Genomic DNA, 24,092 nt, shown 5'->3' on the forward strand with positions numbered 1-24,092 from the left:
AGGCAGGACAGCAATGGAAGCCAAGGCGAAGGCGCGGTTCGTCCGCGTCACGCCCCAGAAGGCCCGGCGCGTCGTGGACCTCATCCGTGGCAAGCAGGCCGGCGAGGCCGTGTCGACGCTGAAGTTCGCGCCGCAGGCCGCGGGTGAGACGGTCCTCAAGGTCGTCGAGTCCGCGATCGCGAACGCCCGCGAGGGCGCCAAGCGTGCCGGTGAGCGCTTCGACGAGACCAACCTCTACGTCGCCGAGGCGTACGTGGACGAGGGTCCGACGCTCAAGCGGTTCCGCCCCCGGGCACAGGGACGCGCGAGCCAGATCCTCAAGCGCACGAGCCACATCACCGTGGTCGTCGCCGAGCGTGAGACGAAGGGAAGGGCCTGACAGTGGGACAGAAGGTCAACCCGCTCGGGTACCGCCTGGGCATCACGACCGACCACCGTTCGCGGTGGTTCGCCGACTCGACCAAGCCTGGTCAGCGGTACCGCGACTACGTCCGCGAGGACGTCCAGATCCGCAAGCTCATGGCCACGGGCCTCGAGCGTGCCGGCATCGCCAAGGTGGAGATCGAGCGGACGCGTGACCGCGTGCGCGTCGACATCCACACGGCGCGCCCGGGCATCGTCATCGGTCGCCGCGGCGCCGAGGCCGACCGCATCCGCGGCGAGCTCGAGAAGCTCACGGGCAAGCAGGTCCAGCTGAACATCCTCGAGGTCAAGAACGCCGAGATCGAGGCCCAGCTGGTCGCCCAGGGCATCGCCGAGCAGCTGGCGAGCCGTGTGTCCTTCCGTCGTGCGATGCGCAAGGGCATGCAGTCCGCGCAGCGCGCCGGCGCCAAGGGCATCCGGGTGCAGGTCTCCGGCCGCCTCGGCGGCGCGGAGATGAGCCGCACGGAGTTCTACCGCGAGGGCCGCGTGCCCCTGCACACGCTCCGCGCGAACATCGACTACGGCTTCTTCGAGGCCCGCACGACCTTCGGCCGCATCGGCGTGAAGGTCTGGGTCTACAAGGGCGACATGACCGAGCGTGAGTTCGCTCGCGAGCAGGCCACCCAGGCGCCGCGTCAGAACCGTGGTCCGCGTGCGGACCGTGGCGACCGTGGCGGCGACCGTGGCCCGCGCGGCGGCGGCCGTCGGAACGAGCGGACCGAGGCCCCGGCCGAGGCGACCGCTGCTCCGGCTGCGGCCACCGGCGAGGCGACCGCTCCTGAGACCGGAACGGAGGCCTGAGCCGTGCTGATCCCGCGCCGGCTGAAGCACCGCAAGCAGCACCACCCCGGGCGCTCCGGCGCCGCCACGGGTGGCACCGCGATCGCGTTCGGTGAGTTCGGCATCCAGGCTCTCGAGCCTGCGTACGTGACGAACCGCCAGATCGAGGCTGCTCGTATCGCCATGACCCGCCACATCAAGCGTGGCGGAAAGGTCTGGATCAACATCTACCCGGACCGTCCGCTGACGAAGAAGCCTGCCGAGACCCGCATGGGTTCCGGTAAGGGTTCGCCCGAGTGGTGGATCGCCAACGTCAAGCCGGGTCGAGTGATGTTCGAGCTCGCCGGCGTCCCGGAGCCCCTGGCTCGCGAGGCCATGCGCCGCGCGCAGCACAAGCTCCCGATGAAGACCCGTTTCGTGGTTCGCGAGGGTGGTAACTGATGGCTATCGGCACCAAGGACCTGGCTCCTTCCGAGCTGGACGCCTTTGACGACGAGCGCCTCGTGGCCGAGCTGAAGAAGGCCAAGGAGGAGCTGTTCAACCTGCGGTTCCAGTCGGCCACCGGCCAGCTCGAGAGCCACGGGCGCCTCAAGGCCGTGCGTCGTGACATCGCGCGGATCTACACGATCCTGCGCGAGCGCGAGCTCGGCATCCGGACCGCCCCCACGGCGAGCGAGTGAGGACTCGATGAGCGAGAACACCAACGAGACCACCACCGCCCTGGCGGAGAGCCGCGCGTACCGCAAGACGCGCCGTGGCTACGTGGTCAGCGACAAGATGGACAAGACCGTCGTGGTCGAGGTCGAGGACCGGGTCAAGCACCCGCTCTACGGCAAGGTCATCCGGCGGACCAGCAAGGTCAAGGCGCACGACGAGGCCAGCTCGGCCGGCGTCGGTGACCTGGTCCTCATCATGGAGACCCGCCCGCTGTCCGCCACCAAGCGGTGGCGCGTGGTCGAGATCCTCGAGAAGGCGAAGTAAGGCTCGCGCCTCCTCACCACATATCCGTTCGGCCAGGCTCGCCCTCGTGCGAGAACCGGCAGACGACAGGAGTTCTGTAGATGATTCAGCAGGAGTCGCGACTGCGGGTCGCCGACAACACGGGCGCGAAGGAAATCCTTTGCATCCGCGTTCTCGGTGGCTCCGGCCGTCGCTACGCCGGTATCGGTGACGTCATCGTCGCCACCGTCAAGGACGCGATCCCGGGCGGCAACGTCAAGAGGGGCGACGTCGTCAAGGCGGTCGTCGTGCGCACCCGCAAGGAGCGTCGGCGCGTCGACGGCTCGTACATCAAGTTCGACGAGAACGCCGCGGTGATCCTCAAGAACGACGGCGAGCCCCGTGGGACCCGCATCTTCGGCCCCGTGGGCCGCGAGCTGCGCGACAAGAAGTTCATGAAGATCATCTCGCTGGCTCCGGAGGTGCTCTGAACATGGCGAAGATCAAGAAGGGCGACCTGGTGGTCGTCATCTCCGGCTCCCGCAAGGACCGGGGCAAGCAGGGGCGCGTCCTCGAGGTGCTCGCCGAGCGGGACCGCGTCCTGGTCGAGGGCATCCACCGCGTCACGAAGCACACCAAGGCGGGCCAGTCGCAGCGCGGCACCCGCACCGGTGGCATCGAGACGGTCGAGGCGCCCATCCACGTCAGCAACGTGATGCTGGTGGACCCGGAGACCAAGCGTGGCACCCGGGTCGGCTACCGCACCGAGCAGGTCGAGCGCGACGGCCGGACCCGCACCGTGCGCGTCCGCGTCGCCAAGCGTTCCGGTAAGGACATCTGATGACCGTCATCGACGAGAACCGGACCTACCCGATGCCGCGCCTGAAGGTGCGGTACAACGAGGTCATCCGTGGCGCGCTCCGCGAGGAGTTCGAGCACGGCAACGTGAACCAGGTCGCACGCCTGGTGAAGGTCGTCGTGAACATGGGCGTCGGCGACGCGGCCAAGGACTCGAAGCTGATCGAGGGCGCCATCCGCGACCTCCAGCTCATCACGGGTCAGAAGCCGCAGGTCACCAAGGCCCGCAAGTCGATCGCCCAGTTCAAGCTGCGTGAGGGCATGCCGATCGGCGCGCACGTCACGCTGCGCGGCGACCGTGCCTGGGAGTTCCTGGACCGCCTGCTGTCGACCGCTCTCCCGCGCATCCGCGACTTCCGCGGGCTGTCGCCGAAGCAGTTCGACGGCCACGGCAACTACACGTTCGGTCTGACCGAGCAGTCGATGTTCCACGAGATCGACCAGGACAAGATCGACCGGGTCCGCGGCATGGACATCACGGTGGTCACGACCGCCACGACCGACGCGGAGGGCCGGGCGCTCCTCAAGCACCTCGGCTTCCCCTTCAAGGAGAACTGACATGGCGAAGACCGCCCTGATCAACAAGGCCGCGGGCAAGCAGAAGTTCGCCGTGCGGGCCTACACCCGGTGCCAGCGGTGCGGTCGTCCGCACTCGGTGTACCGCAAGTTCGGCCTGTGCCGGATCTGCGTGCGCGAGATGGCCCACGCGGGTCAGCTCCCCGGCGTGACCAAGAGCAGCTGGTAAACAACGACGTCGCAGGTCCGCGGTCGCTCGCCCCTCGGGGCGGGCGCCGCGGAAACCACGGTGAGGAAGGGCGATAGCCCCCATGACGATGACCGACCCGATCGCAGACCTCCTGACGCGTCTGCGTAACGCGAACTCGGCGCACCACGACACGGTGACCATCCCGTACTCGAAGCTGAAGTCGCACATCGCGGAGATCCTGCAGGCCGAGGGATACATCTCCGGCTGGACCGTCGAGGACGCCCGCGTGGGCAAGAACCTCGTGGTCGAGCTGAAGTACGGCCCGAGCCGCGAGCGTGCGCTCGCCGGCATCAAGCGCGTGTCCAAGCCCGGTCTCCGGGTGTACGCGAAGTCGACCAACCTGCCGAAGGTCCTCGGCGGCCTGGGCGTGGCGATCCTGTCCACGTCCTCGGGTCTCCTGACGGACAAGCAGGCCGCCAAGAAGGGCGTGGGTGGGGAAGTCCTCGCCTACGTCTGGTAAGTCCGAGACGGAAAGGAGCTAGCCAATGTCTCGTATCGGCAGAATCCCCGTCCCGGTCCCGGCCGGCGTGGATGTCAACATCAACGGCAACATCGTGACGGTGAAGGGCCCCAAGGGCACCCTCACGCACACGGTCGCGTCCCCCATCGAGGTCGCTCGCGACGACGAGGGGGCCCTCGTGGTCACCCGTCCGAACGACGAGCGCCTCTCGCGGTCGCTGCACGGCCTGACCCGCACCCTCCTGGCCAACCTCGTCACCGGCGTCACCGCCGGCTACGAGAAGAAGCTGGAGATCGTCGGCACCGGTTACCGCGTCGCGGCGAAGGGTGACACGCTCGAGTTCGCGCTCGGGTTCAGCCACCCCGTGTCCGTCACGCCGCCCGCCGGCATCACCTTCGCGGTCGAGAGCCCCACCAAGTTCTCGGTGGCCGGCATCGACAAGCAGCAGGTGGGCGAGGTCGCCGCCAACATCCGCAAGATCCGCAAGCCCGAGCCCTACAAGGGCAAGGGCGTGCGTTACGCGGGCGAGAACGTCCGCCGCAAGGTCGGAAAGGCTGGTAAGTAGCCATGGCGATCACGGTTATGGGCAAGGGCAAGTTCAAGGCCCGCAAGCGCCGCCACCTGCGGCTGCGCAAGAAGGTCGCCGGCACCGCCGCGCGTCCCCGTCTGGTCGTCACCCGGTCGAACCGCAACCTCGTGGCGCAGGTCGTCGACGACGCCGTGGGTCGCACGCTGGTCTCCGCGTCCACCCTCGAGGTGGACCTGCGGGCCGCGGACGGCGACAAGTCCGCCAAGGCGCGTCGCGTCGGCGAGCTGATCGCCGAGCGCGCGAAGGCCGCCGGTATCGACGCGGTGGTCTTCGACCGCGGCGGCAACAAGTACCACGGCCGGGTGGCCGCGGTCGCCGACGCCGCCCGCGAAGGCGGTCTGGCGCTGTGACGACGACCATCCCCGCACGGAAGAAGAGGATCCACTGATGGCTGCTCCTCAGCGCAGCAACACGGGCGAGCTGCCCCAGGGCCAGGGTGGCGGTGACCGTCGCGACGGCGGTCGTCGCGACGGCGGCCGCCGGGGCGACGCCGCGGAGAAGAGCGCGTTCCTCGAGCGCGTCGTCTCCATCAACCGCGTGGCCAAGGTCGTCAAGGGCGGCCGCCGCTTCAGCTTCACCGCCCTGGTCGTCGTCGGCGACGGCGACGGCACGGTCGGTGTCGGCTACGGCAAGGCCAAGGAGGTGCCCGCGGCGATCGCCAAGGGTGTCGAGGAGGCGAAGAAGAACTTCTTCCGCGTCCCCCGCATCCAGGGCACCATCCCGCACCCCATCCAGGGTGAGGCCGCTGCCGGTGTCGTCTTCCTGCGTCCCGCGTCGCCGGGTACCGGTGTGATCGCCGGTGGTCCGGTGCGTGCGGTGCTCGAGTGCGCCGGCGTCCACGACATCCTGTCCAAGTCCCTGGGCTCCTCCAACGCCATCAACATCGTGCACGCCACGGTGGCGGCGCTGCAGGGCCTCGAGGAGCCGGCTGCTGTCGCCGCGCGTCGCGGTCTGCCGCTCGAGCACGTCGCTCCGGCGCCGCTGCTGCGTGCGCAGGCTGCCGGCATCGCGGCGAAGACCGAGAAGGTGGGTGCCTGATGGCTCGCCTGAAGGTGACCCAGACCAAGTCCGCCATCGGCGGCAAGCAGAACCAGCGCGACACGCTGCGCACCCTGGGCCTCAAGCGGATCGGCGACGTCGTCGTCAAGGAGGACCGTCCCGAGATCCGCGGCATGGTCAAGACGGTGACGCACCTGGTCGCAGTCGAGGAGGTGGAGTGACGATGGCAGAGGACAAGGACACTGCCAAGGTCGACGGCACCGCGGCTCCGAAGGCGACCAAGGCGAAGGCCTCGAAGGCGGCGACCACCGAGTCGTCCGCCGCCGAGAAGCCGGCTGCCAAGAAGCCGGCCGCCCGCACGACCAAGGCCAAGGCCGAGGCCGCCGCGGCGGAGGAGAAGCCCGCTGCGAAGGCCAAGGCTCCGGCCAAGGCCGAGTCGAAGGCTGCTGCGCCGAAGGCCGACAAGGCCGAGGCGAAGGCCCAGACCGGCGCCGGTGGCACCCTCAAGGTGCACCACCTGCGTCCGGCCCCCGGCGCCAAGACCGCCAAGACCCGCGTGGGTCGTGGTGAGGCGTCGAAGGGCAAGACGGCCGGTCGTGGTACCAAGGGCACCAAGGCCCGGTACCAGGTGCCGACGCGCTTCGAGGGTGGGCAGATGCCGCTGCACATGCGGCTGCCCAAGCTCCGCGGCTTCAAGAACCCGTTCCGGGTCGAGTACCAGGTCGTGAACCTGGACAAGCTGTCGGCGCTGTACCCCGACGGCGGCGACGTCACCGTCGCCGACCTCGTGGCCAAGGGTGCCGTCCGCAAGGGCGCCCCGGTCAAGGTGCTCGGGACCGGCGAGCTCACGGTGCAGGTGGCCGTGGCCGTCGACGCGTACTCCGGCTCCGCCAAGGAGAAGATCCTGGCGGCCGGCGGCAGCGTCGCGCAGGACTGATCCCAGCGACACGGGGTCGGCGAGGGCGTCCACGCCCCCGCCGGCCCCGTTTCGTCTTCACCGGACCTCGTGACGGGAGTCCGGACGCCCCGTGCGACCCGGCACGGGACGATGTTCACCCGCGGACCGAAGTCCGTTAGGGTTCACCGCGGCGTCGGGCGGACCCGCCCACCACCGTGAGGCCGGGAGCCGCAGTCACCGGCCGGTCAGACGACATCCCGCTTCGGCGGAGCAGGAGGACACGTGCTCAGCGCATTCGTGCGGGCGTTCAGGACCCCGGACCTGCGGCGCAAGCTGCTGTTCACCATCGGCATCATGGTGGTGTTCCGGATCGGCTCGTTCTTGCCGACCCCCGGCGTGTCCTACCCCAACGTCCAGGTCTGCATCGACCAGAGCCAGTCGAACTCGCTGCTGGGTCTCGTGAACCTGTTCAGCGGCGGCGCGCTGCTGCAGCTGTCGGTGTTCGCGCTCGGGATCATGCCGTACATCACGGCGAGCATCATCATCCAGCTGCTGCGCGTGGTGATCCCCAAGTTCGAGGCCCTGCACAAGGAGGGCCAGTCCGGCACCGCGAAGCTCACGCAGTACACGCGGTACCTGACGATCGGCCTGGCCGTCCTGCAGTCGACGACCGTCATCATCACGGCCCGCAACGGGCAGCTGTTCCAGGGCTGCACCGTGGACGTGATCCCCGACGGCGGGATCGTCACGACGCTCATCATGATCGTCACGATGACCGCCGGTACCGGCCTCATCATGTGGCTGGGCGAGCTCATCACCGAGCGCGGCGTCGGCAACGGCATGTCGCTGCTCATCTTCACCTCGATCGCCGCGTCCTTCCCGGGTGCGATGTGGTCGATCGCGGGCGGCTCGGGCGGCATCGGCGCCTTCCTCGTCGTCATGGCGATCATCGTGCTGGTCATCGCGCTCGTCGTGTTCGTCGAGCAGTCCCAGCGCCGCATCCCCGTGCAGTACGCGAAGCGCATGGTCGGCCGCCGCACCTACGGCGGGTCGTCGACCTACATCCCGATCAAGATCAACATGGCGGGCGTCATCCCGGTCATCTTCGCCTCGTCGCTGCTGCAGGTGCCGGCGCTGCTGGCCGGGTTCGGCGACCAGACGGCGGACTGGAAGCAGTGGGTCGCGGTCAACGTCGCCGACCCGGGCGCGCCCCTGCACATCGCGATCTACGTCGTGCTGATCATCTTCTTCTGCTACTTCTACACGGCCATCACGTTCAACCCGGACGAGGTGGCGGACAACATGAAGCGCTACGGCGGCTTCATCCCCGGCATCCGCGCCGGGCGTCCCACGGCCGAGTACCTGGACTACGTGATCACCCGCATCACGGCGCCCGGGTCGATCTACCTGGCCCTGGTCGCGCTGATCCCGACGATCGCGTTCATCATGCTCGGCGTGGGGACCAACATCCCCTTCGGCGGCTCCTCGATCCTCATCGTGGTGGGCGTCGGCCTCGAGACCGTGAAGCAGATCCAGTCGCAGCTCGAGCAGCGGCACTACGAAGGGTTCCTGCGATGAGCTCCACCGCCCGCCTCGTCCTCCTCGGCCCTCCCGGGGCCGGCAAGGGCACCCAGGCCGCGCGCCTGGCCGAGCAGCTGGGCGTCCCGGCGATCTCGACCGGCGACATCTTCCGCGCCAACATCAAGGGCGGCACGGAGCTGGGCAGGAAGGTCCAGGAGTACACGTCCCGCGGTGCCCTGGTGCCCGACGAGGTCACGAACGAGATGGTCCGCGACCGGCTCGCGCAGCCCGACGCCGCGCAGGGCTTCCTGCTCGACGGCTACCCGCGCAACGTGGCCCAGGTCGCGGAGCTGGAGCGGATCCTCGAGGAGACCGGCCGCACGCTGGACGCCGCGCTCGAGATCACCGCGGACGCGGACGTCGTGGTCGAGCGCCTGCTCAAGCGCGCCCAGATCGAGGGCCGCGAGGACGACACGGAGTCCGTGATCCGCCACCGGCTCGACGTCTACGCCGAGCAGACCGCGCCGATCTCCGACGTGTACGCCGAGCGCGACCTGCTGGTGCAGGTCGACGGCATCGGTGCGGTCGACGAGGTGACCGAGCGGCTGCTCGCGGCCCTCGCGTCGCACGTCGGCTGACGCGCCGCGAGCGAGGGAGACCCCCGTGTTCGGACGTGACCGCGTCGAGCTGAAGACCCCCGAGCAGGTGCTGCTCATGCGGCGCGCCGGGCTGGTCGTCGCCGACGCCCTGGCGGCGGCCCGCGCGGCCGCCGTGCCCGGTGCGACCACCGCCGACCTCGACGCGGTCGCCGCGCGGGTCATCGCGGACGCCGGCGCGCAGCCGTCGTTCCTCGGCTACCACGACTACCCGGCGACGATCTGCGTGTCGGTGAACGACGAGGTCGTGCACGGCATCCCGTCGGCCCGCGTGCTGCGGCCCGGGGACGTCGTGTCGATCGACTGCGGCGCGATCGTCGAGGGCTGGCACGGCGACTCGGCGCTGACCGTGGTGCTGCCGGAGGCGGACCCCGCCGACGTCCAGCTGTCCGCGGTCACCGAGCGGGCGATGTGGGACGGCATCGCCGCCCTCGCGTCCGGCGCGGGGCTGGCGGACCGGCTGGGTGTCGTGGGCGAGGCCGTCGAGCAGGCCGTCGAGGCGGCCGCGGCGGACGGCGGCCGGCAGCTCGGCATCGTGCAGGACTACGTCGGGCACGGCATCGGCTCGGCCATGCACCAGCCGCCCGACGTCCTGAACTACCGGACGCGCGAGCGCGGCATCCGGCTGAAGCCCGGCATGTGCCTGGCGATCGAGCCGATGATCACCCGCGGCGACCCCGCGACGGACGTCCTCGACGACGACTGGACCGTGGTGACCGGCGACGGTTCCCGGGCCGCGCACTGGGAGCACTCGGTCGCGCTGCACGAGGGCGGGATCTGGGTGCTCACGGCCGTCGACGGCGGCGCGGCGGAGCTCGCCGCCCGCGGGGTCGCGGTCGCTCCGCTCGCCTGAGCCGCGCGGCGCGCCCGGGGGAGCCCGGGGGACCGGTTTCGCCCGTGCGGTGGTATGGCGTATGCTCGTCCGTTGGGTGTGCGCCCAGTCGTCGCCGCACGTCCCGCCTCCGCCACGACCGTCCCGACGGTCGACCGGAGCGGGCGGTGCACGGCGACCGGACCAGCGGGCACCACGCCACGTGAGTCACCGGCCGGTCGTGCCGGACGGCGCCGCGCGTGGGTCGGAAGTTCAGGACAAGAGTTAGCGGAGGACATGGCGAAGAAGGACGGTGTCATCGAGATCGAGGGCAGCGTGATCGAGGCTCTGCCGAACGCGATGTTCCGCGTGGAGCTGACCAACGGTCACAAGGTGCTCGCCCACATCTCGGGCAAGATGCGCCAGCACTACATCCGGATCCTCCCGGAGGACCGGGTGGTGGTGAAGCTGAGCCCGTACGACCTGTCCCGCGGGCGCATCGTCTACCGCTACAAGTAAATCGACCGAACGAGCATCGCCGTCAGCACGCGTCTTCCCTCGCCCCGGCGACGGGAGACGGGGGCGTTCGGCGGCGGAGGAACAGGCCATGAAGGTCAAGCCCAGCGTCAAGAAGATCTGCGACAAGTGCAAGGTGATCCGCCGGCACGGTCGCGTCCAGGTGATCTGCGAGAACCTGCGCCACAAGCAGCGCCAGGGCTGAGCACGCGAGCCCTGCCGCTCGGCCCAGGCTGAGCAGCACCCCGGTCGCCCCCTGAACCCAGGGGAGGACCACCAGCGCACCGCCGAACCGGCGACGCACCCGCACGACGGGACGTGACCGGTGAACCCCTGGCTCGGAGGCCGGGGCCCGCTGCCAGGCGGGAGGACGGTGCGGCAGACCTCCGAACGAAGTACAGGAGCCGGAAGGCACATGGCACGTCTTGTCGGCGTCGACCTCCCCCGCGAGAAGCGGCTCGAGATCGCGCTCACCTACATCTACGGCGTCGGCCGTACCCGCGCCCAGCAGACGCTGGCCGCGACGGGCATCAGCCCGGACGTCCGGGTCAAGGACCTGGACGACTCCCAGCTCGTCACGCTGCGTGACTACCTCGAGGGCAACTACAAGCTCGAGGGTGACCTGCGACGCGAGGTCGCCGCGGACATCCGCCGCAAGGTCGAGATCGGCAGCTACGAGGGTCTGCGTCACCGCCGCGGGCTCCCCGTGCGCGGACAGCGCACGAAGACCAACGCGCGTACCCGCAAGGGCCCGAAGCGCACCGTCGCCGGCAAGAAGAAGGCCGGCCGGAAGTAGCCCGGGACCGGCCCGCCGCCCCTGCGCCCTCACGGACGCGACGGCCGGGCCGACTCGGACGCACCGACCTCACTGAGCAGCAGCGAAAGAGAACGAGCAGATGCCTCCCAAGACCCGCAGTTCCGTGCGCAAGCCGCGCCGCAAGGAGAAGAAGAACGTCTCCCACGGCCAGGCGCACATCAAGAGCACCTTCAACAACACGATCGTCTCGATCACCGACCCGAGCGGCGCCGTGATCTCCTGGGCGTCCGGCGGCGACGTGGGCTTCAAGGGCTCGCGCAAGTCGACCCCCTACGCCGCGGGCATGGCCGCCGAGGCCGCCGCGCGCAAGGCGCAGGAGCACGGCATGAAGAAGGTCGACGTCTTCGTCAAGGGCCCCGGCTCGGGCCGCGAGACGGCGATCCGGTCGCTGCAGTCCGCCGGCCTCGAGGTCGGCTCGATCCAGGACGTGACCCCCCAGGCGCACAACGGCTGCCGTCCGCCGAAGCGCCGCCGGGTCTGATCGCCCGATCCGTCGCCGGGCCGTCGCGGGCGCAGGGGAGACCTTGCGCCCGCGACGGTGCCGGCCGGTCGTGCGGGTAGACCGAGACCCGTCCGCCCACAGAGTCACCTGCGCTGCGTCATATGGCGGACGCACGCTGAGAGGAACCCCGAAGTGCTCATCGCACAGCGCCCCACCCTGACCGAAGAGGTCATCTCGGAGTACCGGTCGCGGTTCTCCATCGAGCCGCTCGAGCCCGGCTTCGGCTACACGCTCGGCAACTCCCTGCGCCGGACCCTGCTGTCGTCCATCCCGGGCGCGGCCGTGACGAGCATCCGGATCGACGGCGTGCTCCACGAGTTCAGCACGGTGCCGGGCGTCAAGGAGGACGTCACCGAGATCATCCTCAACATCAAGAACCTCGTCGTCTCCTCGGAGAACGACGAGCCCGTCGTGATGTACCTGCGCAAGCAGGGTGCGGGTGACGTGACCGCCGCGGACATCGTGCCGCCGGCCGGCGTGGAGGTCCACAACACGGACCTGCACCTCGCCACGCTGAACGAGAAGGGCAAGCTCGAGATCGAGCTGACCGTCGAGCGCGGCCGTGGCTACGTGTCGGCCAACCAGAACAAGTCCTACGAGGCCGAGATCGGCCGCATCCCGGTCGACTCGATCTACTCGCCGGTCCTCAAGGTGACCTACAAGGTCGAGGCGACGCGTGTCGAGCAGCGGACCGACTTCGACAAGCTCATCGTCGACGTCGAGACCAAGCCGGCCATCAGCCCGCGTGACGCGCTCGCCTCGGCGGGCAAGACCCTGGTCGAGCTGTTCGGCCTGGCGCGCGAGCTGAACGTCGAGGCCGAGGGCATCGAGATCGGTCCGTCGCCGACGGACGCGGCGCTGGCCGCGGACCTGGCGCTGCCGATCGAGGACCTGCAGCTGACCATCCGGTCGTACAACTGCCTCAAGCGCGAGGGCATCCACTCGGTGGGCGAGCTCGTGGCGCGTTCCGAGGCCGACCTGCTCGACATCCGCAACTTCGGTGCGAAGTCGATCACCGAGGTCAAGGAGAAGCTGGCCGAGCTCAACCTGTCCCTGAAGGACAGCCCGCTCGACTTCGACCCGAGCGCCGCCGCGTACTACGACGGCGACGAGGGCGACTTCACCGAGGACGAGCAGTACTGACGCCGGGGAGGCGGCGCTCGCCTGACGCGCGCCGCCAGCCCATCACTGGAACCAAGGAGTAAAGACCATGCCTACGCCCACCAAGGGTCCCCGGCTCGGTGGCGGCCCGGCGCACGAGCGGCTGATCCTGGCCAACCTGGCCACGGCGCTGTTCGAGCACAAGCGCATCACGACGACGGAGGCCAAGGCCAAGCGCCTGCGCCCCCTCGCCGAGCGCCTCGTCACCTTCGCCAAGCGCGGTGACCTGCACGCCCGCCGCCGCGTCATGACCGTCATCCGCGACAAGTCGGTCGTCCACGAGCTGTTCGTGGAGATCGCCCCGCAGGTGGCCGAGCGCCAGGGTGGCTACACCCGCATCACGAAGATCGGCCCCCGCAAGGGCGACAACGCGCCGATGGCCGTGATCGAGCTCGTGCTCGAGCCCGTCTCGCCGAAGCAGGCCGTCGTCCGCGAGGCCACCAAGGCCACCGCGAAGGCCGCGCCGAAGAAGGTCGAGGAGGCGCCCGCCGCCGACGAGACCGTCGAGGAGACCACCGGGGCCCCGGCCGAGGAGTCCGCCGAGACCACCGAGGCCGACAAGGCCTGATCCACCGGTCGCACCGACAGGGCCCGGACCGCGAGCACCCGCTCGCGGTCCGGGCCCTGTCGCGTGCGTGCCGCGTTAGCGTCGGGGGATGAGCGTCCCCGTCGTGCTCGTGCACGGGCTGCGCACCTCCCGCACGATGTGGCGCGCCCAGGTCGCCGCGCTGGCGGACTACGGGCACCCGGCGCTCGCGATCGACCTGCCGGGGCACGGTGCCCGCCGGGGCGAGCGGTTCACGCTGGCCGGCGCCGTCGACGCGGTGGCGGCGGGCGTGGACGCCGTCGGTGGTCGCGCGCTGGTGGTCGGCCTGTCGCTCGGCGGCTACACGGCGATCGCGCACGCCGCCCGGCACCCGGAGCAGGTCGCGGGCCTGTTGGCGGCGTCGTGCAGCACGCGGCCGCTGCCCGCCCTGGTGGGCGGCTGGTCGGTGCTCGCCCGGGGGATCGCGCGGCTCCCGGACGCGGGGGCGGGGCTGAACCAGCAGATGGTCGACCGGGTGCTGTCGGCCGAGGCGGCGCGCGACGTCGCGGCGGGCGGGTTCGCGCTGGACGTCGTCGACGACGTGCTGCGGGAGATGCGCGCCGCCGACCCGCTGGGGGACCTGGCGCGGGTCGAGGTGCCGGTGTGGTTGGTCAACGGGCGGTTCGACCACTTCCGGGGCGAGGAGCGCCGGTTCCTGCGGGTGTGCCGGGACGGGCGCCTGGTGGTCGTGCCCGGGGCGACGCACCTGGTGTCGCTGACCGCGCCGGTGCGGTTCACGCGGGTGCTGCTGGACGTGGTCGACGCGGTCGAGGCGGCCCCCGCGCCCCCGGCCCGCTAGACCCCGAGCTGCCAGGCCCGGACGCCGCCGACGATGCCCGCCTGGTTCGGCACCACGACGACGTCGTCGCCGAGCCGCGCGAGCACCTGCGGCGTGATCTGCCGGGAGTTGCCGCCGCCGAGGTACAGCCGGTCCCAGAGCACCACCGGGCGCAGCCCCTCGACGACCTGGCGCACCCGCCGGGACCAGAGCGCGTCCCCGAGCCGGGCCCGCTGGATCTGCCCGATGTACTCGTCGTACGTGGTGCTGCGCCGCACGGGCGCGTGCGACCACTCCAGGTGCGGGGCGACGCGGCCGCCGTCGAACAGGGCCGACCCGAGCCCGGTCCCCAGCGTGAGCACCAGCTCGACGCCCGTGCCGGACACGACGCCGGCGCCGTGCACCTCGGCGTCGTTGAGCACCAGGGTCGGGACCGCGAACCGCTGCTCCACCGCGGCCCGGATGTCGAAGCCCGCCCACGCCGCGACGAGCTCCGGGTCGACCCGGGTGTGCGGGCCCGAGCGCGTCACGTAGTGCGGGGTGGCCACGACGACGCCGTGCCGGATCATCCCCGGCATGCCGACCGTGGCGCGCTGGAAGGCCGGGAGCCGGCCGGCGATGTCCGCGATGGTGTCGACGAGCCGCTCGGGCGGGAGCGGGTACGGCGTGGGGACGCGCAGCGCAGGGGCGTGCAGCGTGCCGGACGCGTCGAGCACGGAGGCCTTGACGCCCCCGCCCCCGCAGTCGACGGCGAGCGTGTACGGGGTGGACGGGGGCACGGGCACCCGACCACCGTAGAGCAGCGCCGGACGACTGCACGCCGCCCCGTAGGCTCGGGGGCGTGCACGACCAGTCCCACGCCGCAGCCCGACCGCTCGACCGCGACGTCCGCCCCACCGAGGTGCTGGACCGCGCGACCGCCGTCCTCGTCGCCCAGGCCGCGGGTGACGCGCTGGGCGTCCCGTACGAGTTCGCCCGCCCGCCCGGCGCCGCCGAGCTGCCCGAGATGCGCGGCGGCGGCCTCGGCCCCTACGCCCCGGGGGAGTGGAGCGACGACACCCAGATGTCGGTGTGCGTCGCGTGGGTCGCCGCGCGCGGCGGCGGTCTGGCGTCCGAGGAGGAGCTCGACGACGTCGCCGCCCGGTTCGAGGCGTGGCGCACCGGTGGCGCCACCGACGTCGGGACCCAGACGGCCGCCGTGCTCGGGTCGGCGTCCCGACGTGCCGGGCGTCCGGCGGAGCGCCTGCGCGCCGCCGCCGCGGAGCTGCACGCGACCACCGGTCGGACCGCGGGCAACGGCGCCCTGATGCGCACCGGGGTCGTCGGCCTGGTCGCGCTGGACGACCGGTGGGCGACCGCGCGCGCGGCACGGGCCGTCGCGGAGCTGACCCACCCGGACCCGCTCGCGGGCGACGCGTGCGTGCTGTGGTCGGAGGCGATCCGGGTCGCGGTGACCGAGGCGCGCCTCGACGTCCGCGCCGGCCTCGACCTGCTGCCCCCCGAGCGCCGCGCCGCGTGGTCCGGGTGGGTCGACGACGCCGAGCGCCCCGAGCCCGCGACCGACCTGACCGGCAACGGGTTCACGGTCACCGCGCTCCAGGCGGCCTGGCACGCGATCACGGTGCAGCCCCCGCTGCCCGACGGGGTAGCCCTGCCCGGTCAGGTGCACCTGCCCCTCGCGCTCGCGGCCGCCGTGCGGATCGGGCAGGACACGGACACCGTGGCGGCGATCGCGGGCGCGCTGCTCGGCGCGCGGTACGGCACCGCGGCGGTGCCCGCGACCTGGGCGACCGCGGTGCACGGCTGGCCGGGGATGCGGGCCCGGCGCCTGGGTGCGCTGGCCCGGGTGACGGCCCAGGGCGGTCCGGGGGTCCCCGGCACGCCGGGGCAGCAGGCCTGCCCGCTGTGCGGCACGCGCGAGCGGCTCGTGGAGCGCTACCCGGACCACGTCTGCTCCTGGTGCGCGCACGGGGTCACCGACCGCGCCGGGCGGCCCGTGCGGCTGTTCAACGCGTCGATGAGCGGAGGGTTCACCGCCCAGTACGAGGACGGCACGACCGCCGCCGACGAGGTGCTCGCGGGCCGTGTCTGGGTGGACGGCGTCGAGCTGCACGCGCAGGAGGCCCGGTTCGGCGGCACGGTCGTGGTGCTGCCCGCCGGGACGGTGGCGGACCCGACGGCGGTGCGGCCGTGACCGCGCAGGTCCGCGTCCGCGTCGACCTCCGGTACGACGGGACGGAGTTCGCCGGGTGGGCGCGGCAGCCCGGGCTGCGCACGGTGCAGGGGGTCGTCGAGGACGGCCTGGGCGTCGTGCTGCGGGCGGCGCACCGGGGTGAGGGGCCGCCGCGGGTCACCGTCGCAGGCCGGACGGACGCGGGCGTGCACGCGCGCGGCCAGGTGCTGCACGTCGACGTGCCGTCCGAGGCGTGGGCGGCGCTGCCGGGGCGGTCCGACCGCGGGCCGGAGGAGTCGCTGGTGACCCGCCTCGCCGGGGTGCTGCCCGGGGACGTCGTCGCCACCCGCGCGCGCGTCGTGACCGAGGACTTCGACGCGCGGTTCTCCGCGCTGGCCCGGCGGTACGTCTACCGGATCTGCGACGACCCGCGGCTGCGCGACCCGCTGCGGCGCCACCACGTGCTGTTCACCCGGCGCCCGCTGGACGCCGCGGCGATGCACGAGGGCGCGGCGCGGGTGCTCGGGCGGCACGACTTCGCGGCCTACTGCAAGCCCCGGCCGGGCGCGACGACGATCCGGACCCTCGACGAGCTCACGTGGGAGCGGCCGTCGGACGGGCCGGACGCGGGGCTCGTCGTCGCGACGGTCCGCGCCGACGCGTTCTGCCACAGCATGGTCCGCGCCCTGGTCGGCGCGAGCATCGCGGTGGGGGAGGGACGCCGTGGGGTGGACTGGCCCGCGGAGCTGCTGGTCGGCGGGCGCCGCGACCCGTCGGGCACCGTCGTCGCGGCCCACGGTCTCACCCTGGAGGAGGTCGTCTACCCGCCGGACGCCGACCTCGCCGCCCGCGCCCGCACCACCCGCGCCCCCCGCGCGCCCCACGACGTCGACCCCCACCCCCTGCGCTGACCCCACCCCCCACCCCCCACCCCCCCGCGCTGACCCCACCGCCGCCAGGGCGCACGAGACACCACGAGGGCGCATCCCGTGGGATGCGCCCTCGTGGTGTCGCCTACGCCCTCGGTGGGGGCGGGCGCGGGGTCAGAGGCGGGGTCAGTCCTCGTCGACGACGTGGACGGCGGCCTCTTCGGCGCTCGCGGCGCCGCCGTCGATGCCGGAGTCGACGGCGAACTGGTCGTTGCCGCCGGCCTCGACCGCGTCGTCGTCCTCGGCGAGGCGGCCGGCGCGGTTCGGGTCGGACTGCTGCGGGGCCTCCCAGACCTCGGGCTCCTCCTGGGCGACGCGCTGGTCGAGCGTCTCGCCGCGGGACTCCTCCCAGGGGGTCTCGCCCCAGTGCGCGGACGCCGGGCGCGGGCGGTCCGGGACGGTGTAGCCCTCGTCGAGGGGGTCGACGCCCCGGTCGGAGAGCGTGTCCTCGCCGGGCAGCTGGTCGGCGTCGCCCTCGGTCCCGGTCGCCGGGTCGGTGCTGGTGGCAGGGGTGTTCTCGGTCATGGCACCGAGCGTGGCACCGCGGGGGCCCGGGTGCCACCGGTGTGCCCCTTTCTCCGTCGCGCGCGGGTATCCGGTTGGGTCCGGCGGGCCCGGCCTGGGACCATCGGCGGCATGGGTCATCTGGAGGCGCACGACGTGCGCTACGTGCTCCCCGACGGTCGGCCGCTGCTGGGCGGGGTCGACCTGCGCGTCGGCGAGGGGCAGCGCACCGCGCTGGTCGGGCCGAACGGCGCGGGCAAGTCCACGCTGCTGCGGATCATCGCCGGCGACGAGCAGCCGCACGAGGGCGCCGTCGTGCGCACCGGCGGGCTCGGCGTGATGCGGCAGGACGTCGGCCGGATCGCGGACGACCGCTCGGTGCGCGACCTCCTGGCGTCGCTCGCGACGGGCGCGGTGGGCGCGGCGGCGCTGGAGCTCACCGCCGCCGAGCTGCTGATGATGGAGGTCGACGACGAGCCGGCCCAGATGCGGTACGCGCAGGCGCTCGCGGACTGGGCGGACGTCGGCGGCTACGAGGTCGAGTCGGACTGGGACCGGGTGACGGACGCGGTGCTGTCCATCCCGTTCGACCAGGCGCAGCACCGGTCGGTGCGGACCCTGTCGGGCGGCGAGCAGAAGCGCCTGGTCCTGGAGGCGCTGCTGCGCGGCCCGCAGGAGGTGCTGCTGCTCGACGAGCCCGACAACGCCCTCGACGTCCCGACCAAGCGGTGGCTGGAGCGCCGGCTGATCGAGAGCCCGAAGACGGTGCTGCTGGTCAGCCACGACCGGGAGCTGCTGTCCCGGGTGCCGACGCACGTGGCGACGCTGGAGCCCGCGCGCGCGGGGGCGACGGTCTGGGTGCACGGCGGCACGTTCGTCAGCTACGCGCAGGCCCGGGACGCGCGGCGCGAGCGGCTCGCGGAGCTCGCGCGCCGCTGGGACGAGGAGCACCAGAAGCTCGTCACCCTGGTCAACACCCTGAAGACGAAGGCGGCGTTCAACGACGGGCTGGCCTCGCGGTACTCCGCGGCGCAGACCCGGCTGCGCAAGTTCGAGGAGGCCGGCCCGCCGGAGGTCGTGGCCCCCGACCAGCAGGTGCGGGTCCGGCTGCGCGGCGGGCGTACCGCGAAGCGCGCGGTCGTCGCCGAGCGGCTGGAGCTCACCGGGCTCATGCGGCCGTTCGACCTCGAGGTCTGGTTCGGCGAGCGGGTGGCCGTGCTGGGGTCGAACGGGTCGGGCAAGTCGCACTTCCTGCGGCTGCTCGCGGCGGGCGGCACCGACCCGCAGCCGGAGCAGGCCCTCGCCGACGGCGAGCTGCCGATCGACCCGGTGCCGCACACCGGTGCGGCGCGGCTGGGCTCGCGCGTCGTGCCCGGGTTCTTCGCGCAGAACCGCCAGCACGCGCAGGACGCGGCGTTCGCGGGCCGGACGCTGCTGGAGATCCTGCACCGCGGCGAGGGCCGCCGGCCGGGGATGGGTCGCGAGCCCGCGAGCAAGGCCCTGGACCGGTACGAGCTGGTGGCGTCCGCGGAGCAGCGGTACGACACGCTCTCCGGCGGGCAGCAGGCGCGGTTCCACATCCTGCTGCTCGAGCTCGGCGGGGCGACGCTGCTGCTGCTCGACGAGCCGACCGACAACCTCGACCTGCACTCGGCGGAGGCGCTGGAGGTCGGGCTCGCGGCGTTCGAGGGCACGGTGCTCGCGGTGACCCACGACCGGTGGTTCGCGCGGGGGTTCGACCGGTTCCTCGTGTTCGGCGCGGACGGGGAGGTCGTCGAGACGCCGGAGCCGGTGTGGGACTCGGGCCGGGTGGTCCGCGCGCGGGGGTGACCGAGGTCGCACCCCGGCGGCAGGGCCGCGCTTTGACCCCCGGTGAGGCGGCGGCTACCCTGGTGAGTCGTTGTGCTTGCAGTCCGCGTCGACCGGTGCGTTCCCATTCACCGGTCCGTGGACGAAGTGCAGACGGTACTCATCGGCTGACCCCGGCTTCTACGGGATTGCCGTGGACACAGTCAGAGACACAGAGAAGGCAACGACCGTGCGCACGTACACCCCGAAGCCCGGCGACATCCAGCGGAACTGGTACGTCATCGACGCGACCGACGTCGTCCTGGGCCGTCTGTCCACCCACGTGGCGACCCTGCTGCGCGGCAAGCACAAGGCGACCTTCGCCCCGCACGTGGACGGTGGCGACTTCGTCATCGTCATCAACGCGGAGAAGGTGGCCCTGACCGGCACCAAGCGGGAGACCAAGCTCGCCTACACCCACTCGGGCTACCCGGGTGGTCTGCGGGCGACCGCGTACTCCGACCTCCTCGAGAAGCACCCCGAGCGTGTGATCGAGAAGGCCGTGCGCGGCATGCTCCCGAAGACCTCGCTGGCCCGCCAGCAGCTCTCCAAGCTCAAGGTCTACGCCGGTGCGGAGCACCCGCACGCCGCCCAGCAGCCCCAGCCCTTCGAGATCACCCAGGTCGCGCAGGGCTGACGCCCGCGAGGACTCCGAGACAGGACGCGAGGACACACCAGTGGCCGAGACCACGGTCGACATCGACCTTGAGGGCGGCGAGACGCCCAGCAGCTACACCTCCGAGAGCAGCGCTCCCGCGGGCCGGGGCCAGAGCCTCACGGCTCCGGGCCAGGCGCTGGGCCGCCGCAAGGAGGCGATCGCCCGCGTGCGCCTGGTGCCCGGCACCGGCCAGTGGAAGATCAACGGCCGCACCCTCGAGGACTACTTCCCGAACAAGGTGCACCAGCAGATCGTCAACTCCCCGCTGAAGCTGGTCGACGTCGAGGGTCGCTTCGACGTCGTCGCCCGCATCAACGGTGGCGGCGTGACCGGCCAGGCCGGTGCGCTGCGCCTGGGCATCGCCCGCGCGCTGAACGCGATCGACGAGGAGCACAACCGTGCGACCCTCAAGAAGGCCGGCTTCCTGACCCGCGACCCCCGCGTCGTGGAGCGCAAGAAGGCTGGTCTCAAGAAGGCCCGCAAGGCTCCGCAGTACTCGAAGCGCTGATCCGCGGATCAGCGTCGACGGCCGACGGCCCCGGGGGTCCGACCCCGGGGCCGTCGGCTGTTCTGTGCCCTGACGGGCACCGCGGCGCGCCACCGACGGCGCGCCGCTGGCAGGATGCTGGGGGCCGCGTGCGCGGCCGACGACGAGGGGGTCCTCGATGGGACGACTGTTCGGCACCGACGGAGTGCGGGGCCTGGCCAACCGGGACGTGACGGCGGAGCTCGCGCTCGACCTGTCCGTCGCCGCGGCGCACGTGCTGGGCTCCCTGGGGGCGTTCGAGGGGCACCGCCCGCGCGCCGTCGTCGGCCGTGACCCCCGCGCCTCGGGCGAGTTCCTCTCCGCCGCCGTCGCGGCGGGCCTGGCGAGCGCGGGCGTGGACGTGCTCAACGTCGGCGTGCTCCCCACCCCCGCCGTCGCGCACCTGACTGGCGCGCTCGACGTCGACCTGGGCGTCGTGCTGTCGGCCTCGCACAACGCCATGCCGGACAACGGCATCAAGTTCCTCGCCAAGGGCGGCCACAAGCTCGACGACGAGCTCGAGGACGCCATCGAGCAGCGCCTGCGCGAGACCTGGGAGCGACCGGTCGGCGCCGCGGTCGGGCGGATCCGCTCGGACACCGGGCGCGCGGGGGAGCAGTACGTCGAGCACCTGGTGTCGACCCTCGGCAACGACCTCACCGGCCTGCGCGTGGCCGTCGACTGCGCGAACGGCGCGGCCAGCGAGGTCGGTCCCGCCGCCCTGCGCGAGGCCGGCGCGGACGTGGTCGTCATCAACGCGTCCCCGGACGGCCGCAACATCAACGAGGCCTGCGGCTCGACGCACCCCGAGCAGCTGCAGGCGGCCGTCGTGGCGTCCGGCGCGGACCTCGGCGTCGCGTTCGACGGCGACGCGGACCGGTGCCTCGCGGTGGACCACACCGGCACCCTGGTCGACGGCGACCAGATCATGGGCGTCCTGGCGCTGGACCTGCGCGAGCGCGGCCTGCTGGCCCACGACACCCTCGTCGTCACCGTCATGAGCAACCTGGGTCTGCGGCTCGCGATGCAGGCGGCCGGCGTGCGGACCGTCGAGACCGGGGTGGGCGACCGCTACGTGCTCGAGGCCATGCGTGCGGGCGGCTTCAACCTGGGCGGCGAGCAGTCCGGCCACGTGATCCTCGCGGACCACGCGACGACCGGGGACGGCACGCTCACCGCGCTGCAGCTCGCGGCGCGCGTCGCCGCCACCGGGCAGAGCCGGCGAGCTCGCCGCGGTCGTCCGCCGGCTCCCGCAGACGCTGGTCAACGTGCCGGGCGTCGACAAGGCGAGGGCGGCCACCGACCAGCCCCTGGCCGACGCGGTCACCGCCGCGGAGACGACGCTCGGCTCCACCGGCCGGGTGCTGCTGCGCCCGTCCGGCACGGAGGCGCTGGTGCGGGTCATGGTCGAGGCCGCCACGCAGGCGGACGCCGACCGCGTCGCCGGCGACCTGGCCGACGTCGTCCGCGCGCGCCTGGCGCTCTGACCGACGTGGCCGCGCCCCAGGCCCGGATGCCCGCCGCGCTCGTCCGGGAGCACGTGCTGCGGCTGGTCGACGCCGCCGCGGCTGACCCGTCCGGCACGGTGCCGATCGTCCAGGCCGGGCACCCCGCGCTGCGGCTGCGGGCCGTGCCGTTCGACGGGCAGGTCGGCGACGACGAGCTCGGGGCGCTGGTCGCGCTGATGCGCCGCACGATGCACGCGGCCCCGGGGGTCGGACTGGCGGCGCCGCAGATCGGGCTGCCGCTGGCCGTCGCCGTGCTGGCCGACCCCGGCGCCGCGGGCACCGAGACGGGCGCCGTGCGCGAGCGGCCCGCGCTGCCGTTCCGCGTGCTGGTGAACCCGCGCTACGAGCCTGTGCCCGACGAGGGCGACGCCCCGCAGCGGGTCGGCTTCTACGAGGGCTGCCTGAGCGTCGTCGGCTACCAGGCGGTCGTGGCGCGGCTGCGCCGGGTGCACCTCACCGGGCACGACCTGGACGGCACCGCCCTGGACGAGGTCCTCGAGGGCTGGCCCGCGCGGATCGTGCAGCACGAGACCGACCACCTGGACGGGACGCTGTACCTGGACCGCGCGGAGCTGCGGTCGCTGTCCGCCACGGACGAGATCGGCGCGCACTGGGCGTCGGAGCCCCGGCCCGCCGAGGCCGCGCGGACGCTGGGGTTCGACCTCGACGCCTGAGCGCCGGGCGTGGCGTGCGTGCGCGCCCACGAGGAGTTCACACGGCCGTCGCCGAAACGCCGTGACCTCTGTCGGTGCCGCGTGGTGCACTGGGCCGACGGCCGGTCCTCCGTGAGGGGGAGGACGCCGGGACGGATGTCGACCCTGGGGGCGATGCTCGCGTGCGAGCCCCCGGACCACGATGGGGGGAGGACCAGGGGCCGATGGGGGGAGTCCCCCATGTCGGGGCCCGTGCCCACCCACCTAGCGTGGAGCCCGGCGGTTCGTCCGGGCCGCCACGACCACCCAGGAGCTGATGTCACGTGCTGCAGGACTGGATCAGCGCCGTCGAGGGCTGGATACCGAGCCTCGCGGAGTCGCTCTGGGTGTACCCCGCGCTGACCCTGCTGGCGACCGTCGACGGGTTCTTCCCGCCCGTGCCGAGCGAGTCCGTCGTGATCGCCCTGGCGTCGCTGTCCGTCGCGCACGGCGAGCCGCACCTCGCGCTGATCGCGCTGGCCGGGGCGGTGGGGGCGTTCGCCGGTGACCAGATCGCCTACACGATCGGCACCCGGGTCGACGTGCACCGGCTGCGGATGTTCCGGTCCCCGCGCGGCCGCAAGGCGCTCGCGTGGGCCGAGCACGCCCTCGCGCACCGCGGGTCGTCGTTCATCCTCGCCGCGCGGTACATCCCCGTGGGGCGTGTGGCGGTCAACATGACGGCGGGCGCGCTGGGCTACCCGCGCAAGCGGTTCGTCGGGCTGACCGGGCTGGCGGCGGTGACCTGGGCGGCGTACGGCACGCTGGTCGGCGCCGGTGCCGGCCTCTGGCTGGCGGACCACCCGGTGATCGCCGTCGTCGCCGGCGTCGTGGTGGGCACCCTCGTCGGCATCGGGATCGACTGGGTGCTGCGCCGGTGGACCGGTCTCGGCCGCGCCGCGTCGGGATCCGCCCCGGAGGGCGAGCCCGTCGTGCTCAGCCGCGCCGCGGCCCCCGCGCCCGCTCCGACCCCCGCGCCGGCACCCGTGGCCGCCGGCGTGTCCTGCGACCCGACCGACTGACCCCGGGTCACGGACCGGCAACGATCGGGTCACACCCGCTAACGATCCGGTCTCACGGCCCGTCCGCGCCCGGACGCGCACCTACGCTCGAGTCCGGGCCACGACGGCGTCGCCCCCAGCGACGGAGGTCGGGCGGTCCGCCCGCCTCCGTCCCGGGCAGGGTCCCGGTCCG

33 protein-coding genes and 2 pseudogenes are annotated in these 24,092 nt (G+C 72.7%); 33 read left to right on the plus strand and 2 right to left on the minus strand.

Translation table 11 applies throughout. The annotated features are described in order from the left end of the window. The first annotated feature begins 13 nt into the window (after nt 1-13). The 25 genes from rplV to AC1VL8_RS09100 all read left to right on the plus strand — a co-directional run bounded on the left by rplV (nt 14) and on the right by AC1VL8_RS09100 (nt 14,081). Nucleotides 14-379, plus strand: coding sequence for a 50S ribosomal protein L22 (rplV, locus tag AC1VL8_RS08980; RefSeq protein ID WP_146838613.1), 366 nt, complete (start codon nt 14-16; stop codon nt 377-379). A 2-nt stretch (nt 380-381) separates the two neighbouring features. Continuing rightward, nucleotides 382-1,224 (plus strand): 30S ribosomal protein S3, encoded by an 843-nt coding sequence (gene rpsC / locus AC1VL8_RS08985; RefSeq protein ID WP_389225942.1) that lies wholly within the window; start codon nt 382-384, stop codon nt 1,222-1,224. 3 nt (nt 1,225-1,227) lie between these two features. Continuing rightward, entirely contained in the window at nt 1,228-1,644 is a 417-nt protein-coding gene (gene rplP / locus AC1VL8_RS08990; RefSeq protein ID WP_389225945.1) for a 50S ribosomal protein L16, read from the plus strand. After that, nucleotides 1,644-1,883 carry a 50S ribosomal protein L29 gene (rpmC, locus tag AC1VL8_RS08995; protein WP_309032072.1) on the plus strand — a complete coding sequence of 80 codons (240 nt, stop codon included), beginning with the start codon at nt 1,644-1,646 and terminating at the stop codon, nt 1,881-1,883. The genes rplP and rpmC overlap by 1 nt, the downstream gene beginning before the upstream one ends. 7 nt (nt 1,884-1,890) lie before the next feature. Further along, entirely contained in the window at nt 1,891-2,184 is a 294-nt protein-coding gene (gene rpsQ, locus AC1VL8_RS09000; RefSeq protein ID WP_389225948.1) for a 30S ribosomal protein S17, read from the plus strand. An 80-nt stretch (nt 2,185-2,264) separates the two neighbouring features. Next, nucleotides 2,265-2,633, plus strand: coding sequence for a 50S ribosomal protein L14 (gene rplN / locus AC1VL8_RS09005; protein ID WP_389225951.1), 369 nt, complete (start codon nt 2,265-2,267; stop codon nt 2,631-2,633). A gap of 2 nt (nt 2,634-2,635) precedes the next feature. Next, a complete protein-coding gene (gene rplX, locus AC1VL8_RS09010) occupies nt 2,636-2,983 on the plus strand; it encodes a 50S ribosomal protein L24 (RefSeq protein WP_389225954.1) in 348 nt (115 codons plus the stop codon). Beyond that, complete coding sequence (rplE, locus tag AC1VL8_RS09015) at nt 2,983-3,558, plus strand: 50S ribosomal protein L5 (protein WP_389225957.1); 576 nt, start codon at nt 2,983-2,985, stop codon at nt 3,556-3,558. The genes rplX and rplE overlap by 1 nt, the downstream gene beginning before the upstream one ends. A gap of 1 nt (nt 3,559) precedes the next feature. Continuing rightward, nucleotides 3,560-3,745, plus strand: a complete 186-nt coding sequence (locus tag AC1VL8_RS09020) for a type Z 30S ribosomal protein S14 (RefSeq protein ID WP_122147680.1) — start codon at nt 3,560-3,562, stop codon at nt 3,743-3,745. 82 nt (nt 3,746-3,827) lie between these two features. Then, a complete protein-coding gene (gene rpsH / locus AC1VL8_RS09025) occupies nt 3,828-4,226 on the plus strand; it encodes a 30S ribosomal protein S8 (protein ID WP_389225961.1) in 399 nt (132 codons plus the stop codon). 25 nt (nt 4,227-4,251) lie between these two features. Next, a complete protein-coding gene (gene rplF / locus AC1VL8_RS09030; protein ID WP_389225964.1) occupies nt 4,252-4,791 on the plus strand; it encodes a 50S ribosomal protein L6 in 540 nt (179 codons plus the stop codon). A gap of 2 nt (nt 4,792-4,793) precedes the next feature. After that, nucleotides 4,794-5,165: a 50S ribosomal protein L18 gene (gene rplR / locus AC1VL8_RS09035; protein ID WP_389225967.1), complete on the plus strand. Its 372-nt coding sequence runs from the start codon at nt 4,794-4,796 to the stop codon at nt 5,163-5,165. 37 nt (nt 5,166-5,202) lie between these two features. Beyond that, nucleotides 5,203-5,853 (plus strand): 30S ribosomal protein S5, encoded by a 651-nt coding sequence (gene rpsE / locus AC1VL8_RS09040; protein WP_483074937.1) that lies wholly within the window; start codon nt 5,203-5,205, stop codon nt 5,851-5,853. Further along, entirely contained in the window at nt 5,853-6,035 is a 183-nt protein-coding gene (rpmD, locus tag AC1VL8_RS09045) for a 50S ribosomal protein L30 (RefSeq protein ID WP_146838591.1), read from the plus strand. The genes rpsE and rpmD overlap by 1 nt, the downstream gene beginning before the upstream one ends. A 2-nt stretch (nt 6,036-6,037) precedes the next feature. After that, a complete protein-coding gene (gene rplO, locus AC1VL8_RS09050) occupies nt 6,038-6,751 on the plus strand; it encodes a 50S ribosomal protein L15 (protein WP_483074938.1) in 714 nt (237 codons plus the stop codon). A 243-nt stretch (nt 6,752-6,994) separates the two neighbouring features. Beyond that, nucleotides 6,995-8,290: a preprotein translocase subunit SecY gene (gene secY, locus AC1VL8_RS09055; RefSeq protein ID WP_483074939.1), complete on the plus strand. Its 1,296-nt coding sequence runs from the start codon at nt 6,995-6,997 to the stop codon at nt 8,288-8,290. Then, entirely contained in the window at nt 8,287-8,871 is a 585-nt protein-coding gene (locus AC1VL8_RS09060) for an adenylate kinase (RefSeq protein WP_389225981.1), read from the plus strand. The genes secY and AC1VL8_RS09060 overlap by 4 nt, the downstream gene beginning before the upstream one ends. Nucleotides 8,872-8,896: 25 nt before the next feature. Beyond that, a complete protein-coding gene (map, locus tag AC1VL8_RS09065; RefSeq protein WP_483074940.1) occupies nt 8,897-9,742 on the plus strand; it encodes a type I methionyl aminopeptidase in 846 nt (281 codons plus the stop codon). Nucleotides 9,743-9,997: 255 nt separating this feature from the next. Then, nucleotides 9,998-10,219: a translation initiation factor IF-1 gene (infA, locus tag AC1VL8_RS09070; protein WP_483074941.1), complete on the plus strand. Its 222-nt coding sequence runs from the start codon at nt 9,998-10,000 to the stop codon at nt 10,217-10,219. Nucleotides 10,220-10,307: 88 nt separating this feature from the next. Further along, nucleotides 10,308-10,421 (plus strand): 50S ribosomal protein L36, encoded by a 114-nt coding sequence (rpmJ, locus tag AC1VL8_RS09075; RefSeq protein WP_013117849.1) that lies wholly within the window; start codon nt 10,308-10,310, stop codon nt 10,419-10,421. A 210-nt stretch (nt 10,422-10,631) separates the two neighbouring features. Next, nucleotides 10,632-11,012, plus strand: coding sequence for a 30S ribosomal protein S13 (gene rpsM / locus AC1VL8_RS09080; RefSeq protein WP_483074942.1), 381 nt, complete (start codon nt 10,632-10,634; stop codon nt 11,010-11,012). Between the two features lie 100 nt (nt 11,013-11,112). Beyond that, nucleotides 11,113-11,514, plus strand: a complete 402-nt coding sequence (rpsK, locus tag AC1VL8_RS09085; RefSeq protein WP_389226002.1) for a 30S ribosomal protein S11 — start codon at nt 11,113-11,115, stop codon at nt 11,512-11,514. Nucleotides 11,515-11,667: 153 nt separating this feature from the next. After that, entirely contained in the window at nt 11,668-12,678 is a 1,011-nt protein-coding gene (locus AC1VL8_RS09090; RefSeq protein WP_389226005.1) for a DNA-directed RNA polymerase subunit alpha, read from the plus strand. Nucleotides 12,679-12,745: 67 nt separating this feature from the next. Beyond that, nucleotides 12,746-13,264 carry a 50S ribosomal protein L17 gene (rplQ, locus tag AC1VL8_RS09095; protein ID WP_483074943.1) on the plus strand — a complete coding sequence of 173 codons (519 nt, stop codon included), beginning with the start codon at nt 12,746-12,748 and terminating at the stop codon, nt 13,262-13,264. A gap of 88 nt (nt 13,265-13,352) precedes the next feature. Next, nucleotides 13,353-14,081: an alpha/beta fold hydrolase gene (locus AC1VL8_RS09100; RefSeq protein ID WP_483074944.1), complete on the plus strand. Its 729-nt coding sequence runs from the start codon at nt 13,353-13,355 to the stop codon at nt 14,079-14,081. Here the strand turns inward: AC1VL8_RS09100 and AC1VL8_RS09105 are convergent. After that, nucleotides 14,078-14,839: an ROK family protein gene (locus AC1VL8_RS09105; RefSeq protein WP_483076219.1), complete on the minus strand. Its 762-nt coding sequence runs from the start codon at nt 14,837-14,839 to the stop codon at nt 14,078-14,080. The genes AC1VL8_RS09100 and AC1VL8_RS09105 overlap by 4 nt on opposite strands. A 62-nt stretch (nt 14,840-14,901) precedes the next feature. Between AC1VL8_RS09105 and AC1VL8_RS09110 the strand changes: the two genes are divergently transcribed. Both AC1VL8_RS09110 and AC1VL8_RS09115 read left to right on the plus strand, forming a co-directional pair. After that, entirely contained in the window at nt 14,902-16,254 is a 1,353-nt protein-coding gene (locus tag AC1VL8_RS09110) for an ADP-ribosylglycohydrolase family protein (RefSeq protein WP_483074945.1), read from the plus strand. After that, nucleotides 16,251-17,144, plus strand: a complete 894-nt coding sequence (locus tag AC1VL8_RS09115; RefSeq protein WP_483074946.1) for a tRNA pseudouridine synthase A — start codon at nt 16,251-16,253, stop codon at nt 17,142-17,144. Before AC1VL8_RS09110 ends, AC1VL8_RS09115 begins: the two co-directional genes overlap by 4 nt. Before the next feature lie 144 nt (nt 17,145-17,288). On the opposite strand, the gene AC1VL8_RS09120 is transcribed toward AC1VL8_RS09115, so the two are convergent. Next, a complete protein-coding gene (locus AC1VL8_RS09120) occupies nt 17,289-17,687 on the minus strand; it encodes a DUF5709 domain-containing protein (RefSeq protein WP_389226020.1) in 399 nt (132 codons plus the stop codon). Between the two features lie 111 nt (nt 17,688-17,798). On the opposite strand from AC1VL8_RS09120, the gene AC1VL8_RS09125 reads away from it, so the two are divergent. From AC1VL8_RS09125 to AC1VL8_RS09150, 6 genes and pseudogenes are all read left to right on the plus strand, one after another. Beyond that, the gene (locus AC1VL8_RS09125) at nt 17,799-19,496 is read left to right on the plus strand and encodes an ABC-F family ATP-binding cassette domain-containing protein (RefSeq protein WP_483074947.1); all 1,698 of its coding nucleotides are present in this window, start codon (nt 17,799-17,801) and stop codon (nt 19,494-19,496) included. A 208-nt stretch (nt 19,497-19,704) separates the two neighbouring features. Then, on the plus strand, nt 19,705-20,151 hold the full coding sequence (gene rplM, locus AC1VL8_RS09130) for a 50S ribosomal protein L13 (RefSeq protein ID WP_483074948.1): 447 nt from the start codon (nt 19,705-19,707) through the stop codon (nt 20,149-20,151). A gap of 40 nt (nt 20,152-20,191) precedes the next feature. Beyond that, nucleotides 20,192-20,680 (plus strand): 30S ribosomal protein S9, encoded by a 489-nt coding sequence (gene rpsI / locus AC1VL8_RS09135; RefSeq protein WP_389226029.1) that lies wholly within the window; start codon nt 20,192-20,194, stop codon nt 20,678-20,680. A 157-nt stretch (nt 20,681-20,837) separates the two neighbouring features. Further along, a pseudogene (glmM, locus tag AC1VL8_RS09140) lies at nt 20,838-22,185 on the plus strand (phosphoglucosamine mutase). A 110-nt stretch (nt 22,186-22,295) separates the two neighbouring features. Next, nucleotides 22,296-22,880 (plus strand): annotated as a pseudogene (locus tag AC1VL8_RS09145) (peptide deformylase); the annotation flags it as partial. A gap of 302 nt (nt 22,881-23,182) precedes the next feature. Then, the gene (locus tag AC1VL8_RS09150) at nt 23,183-23,920 is read left to right on the plus strand and encodes a DedA family protein (RefSeq protein WP_483074949.1); all 738 of its coding nucleotides are present in this window, start codon (nt 23,183-23,185) and stop codon (nt 23,918-23,920) included. Nucleotides 23,921-24,092: the final 172 nt, after the last annotated feature.

Source organism: Cellulomonas sp. KU4C (genome assembly GCF_056868065.1).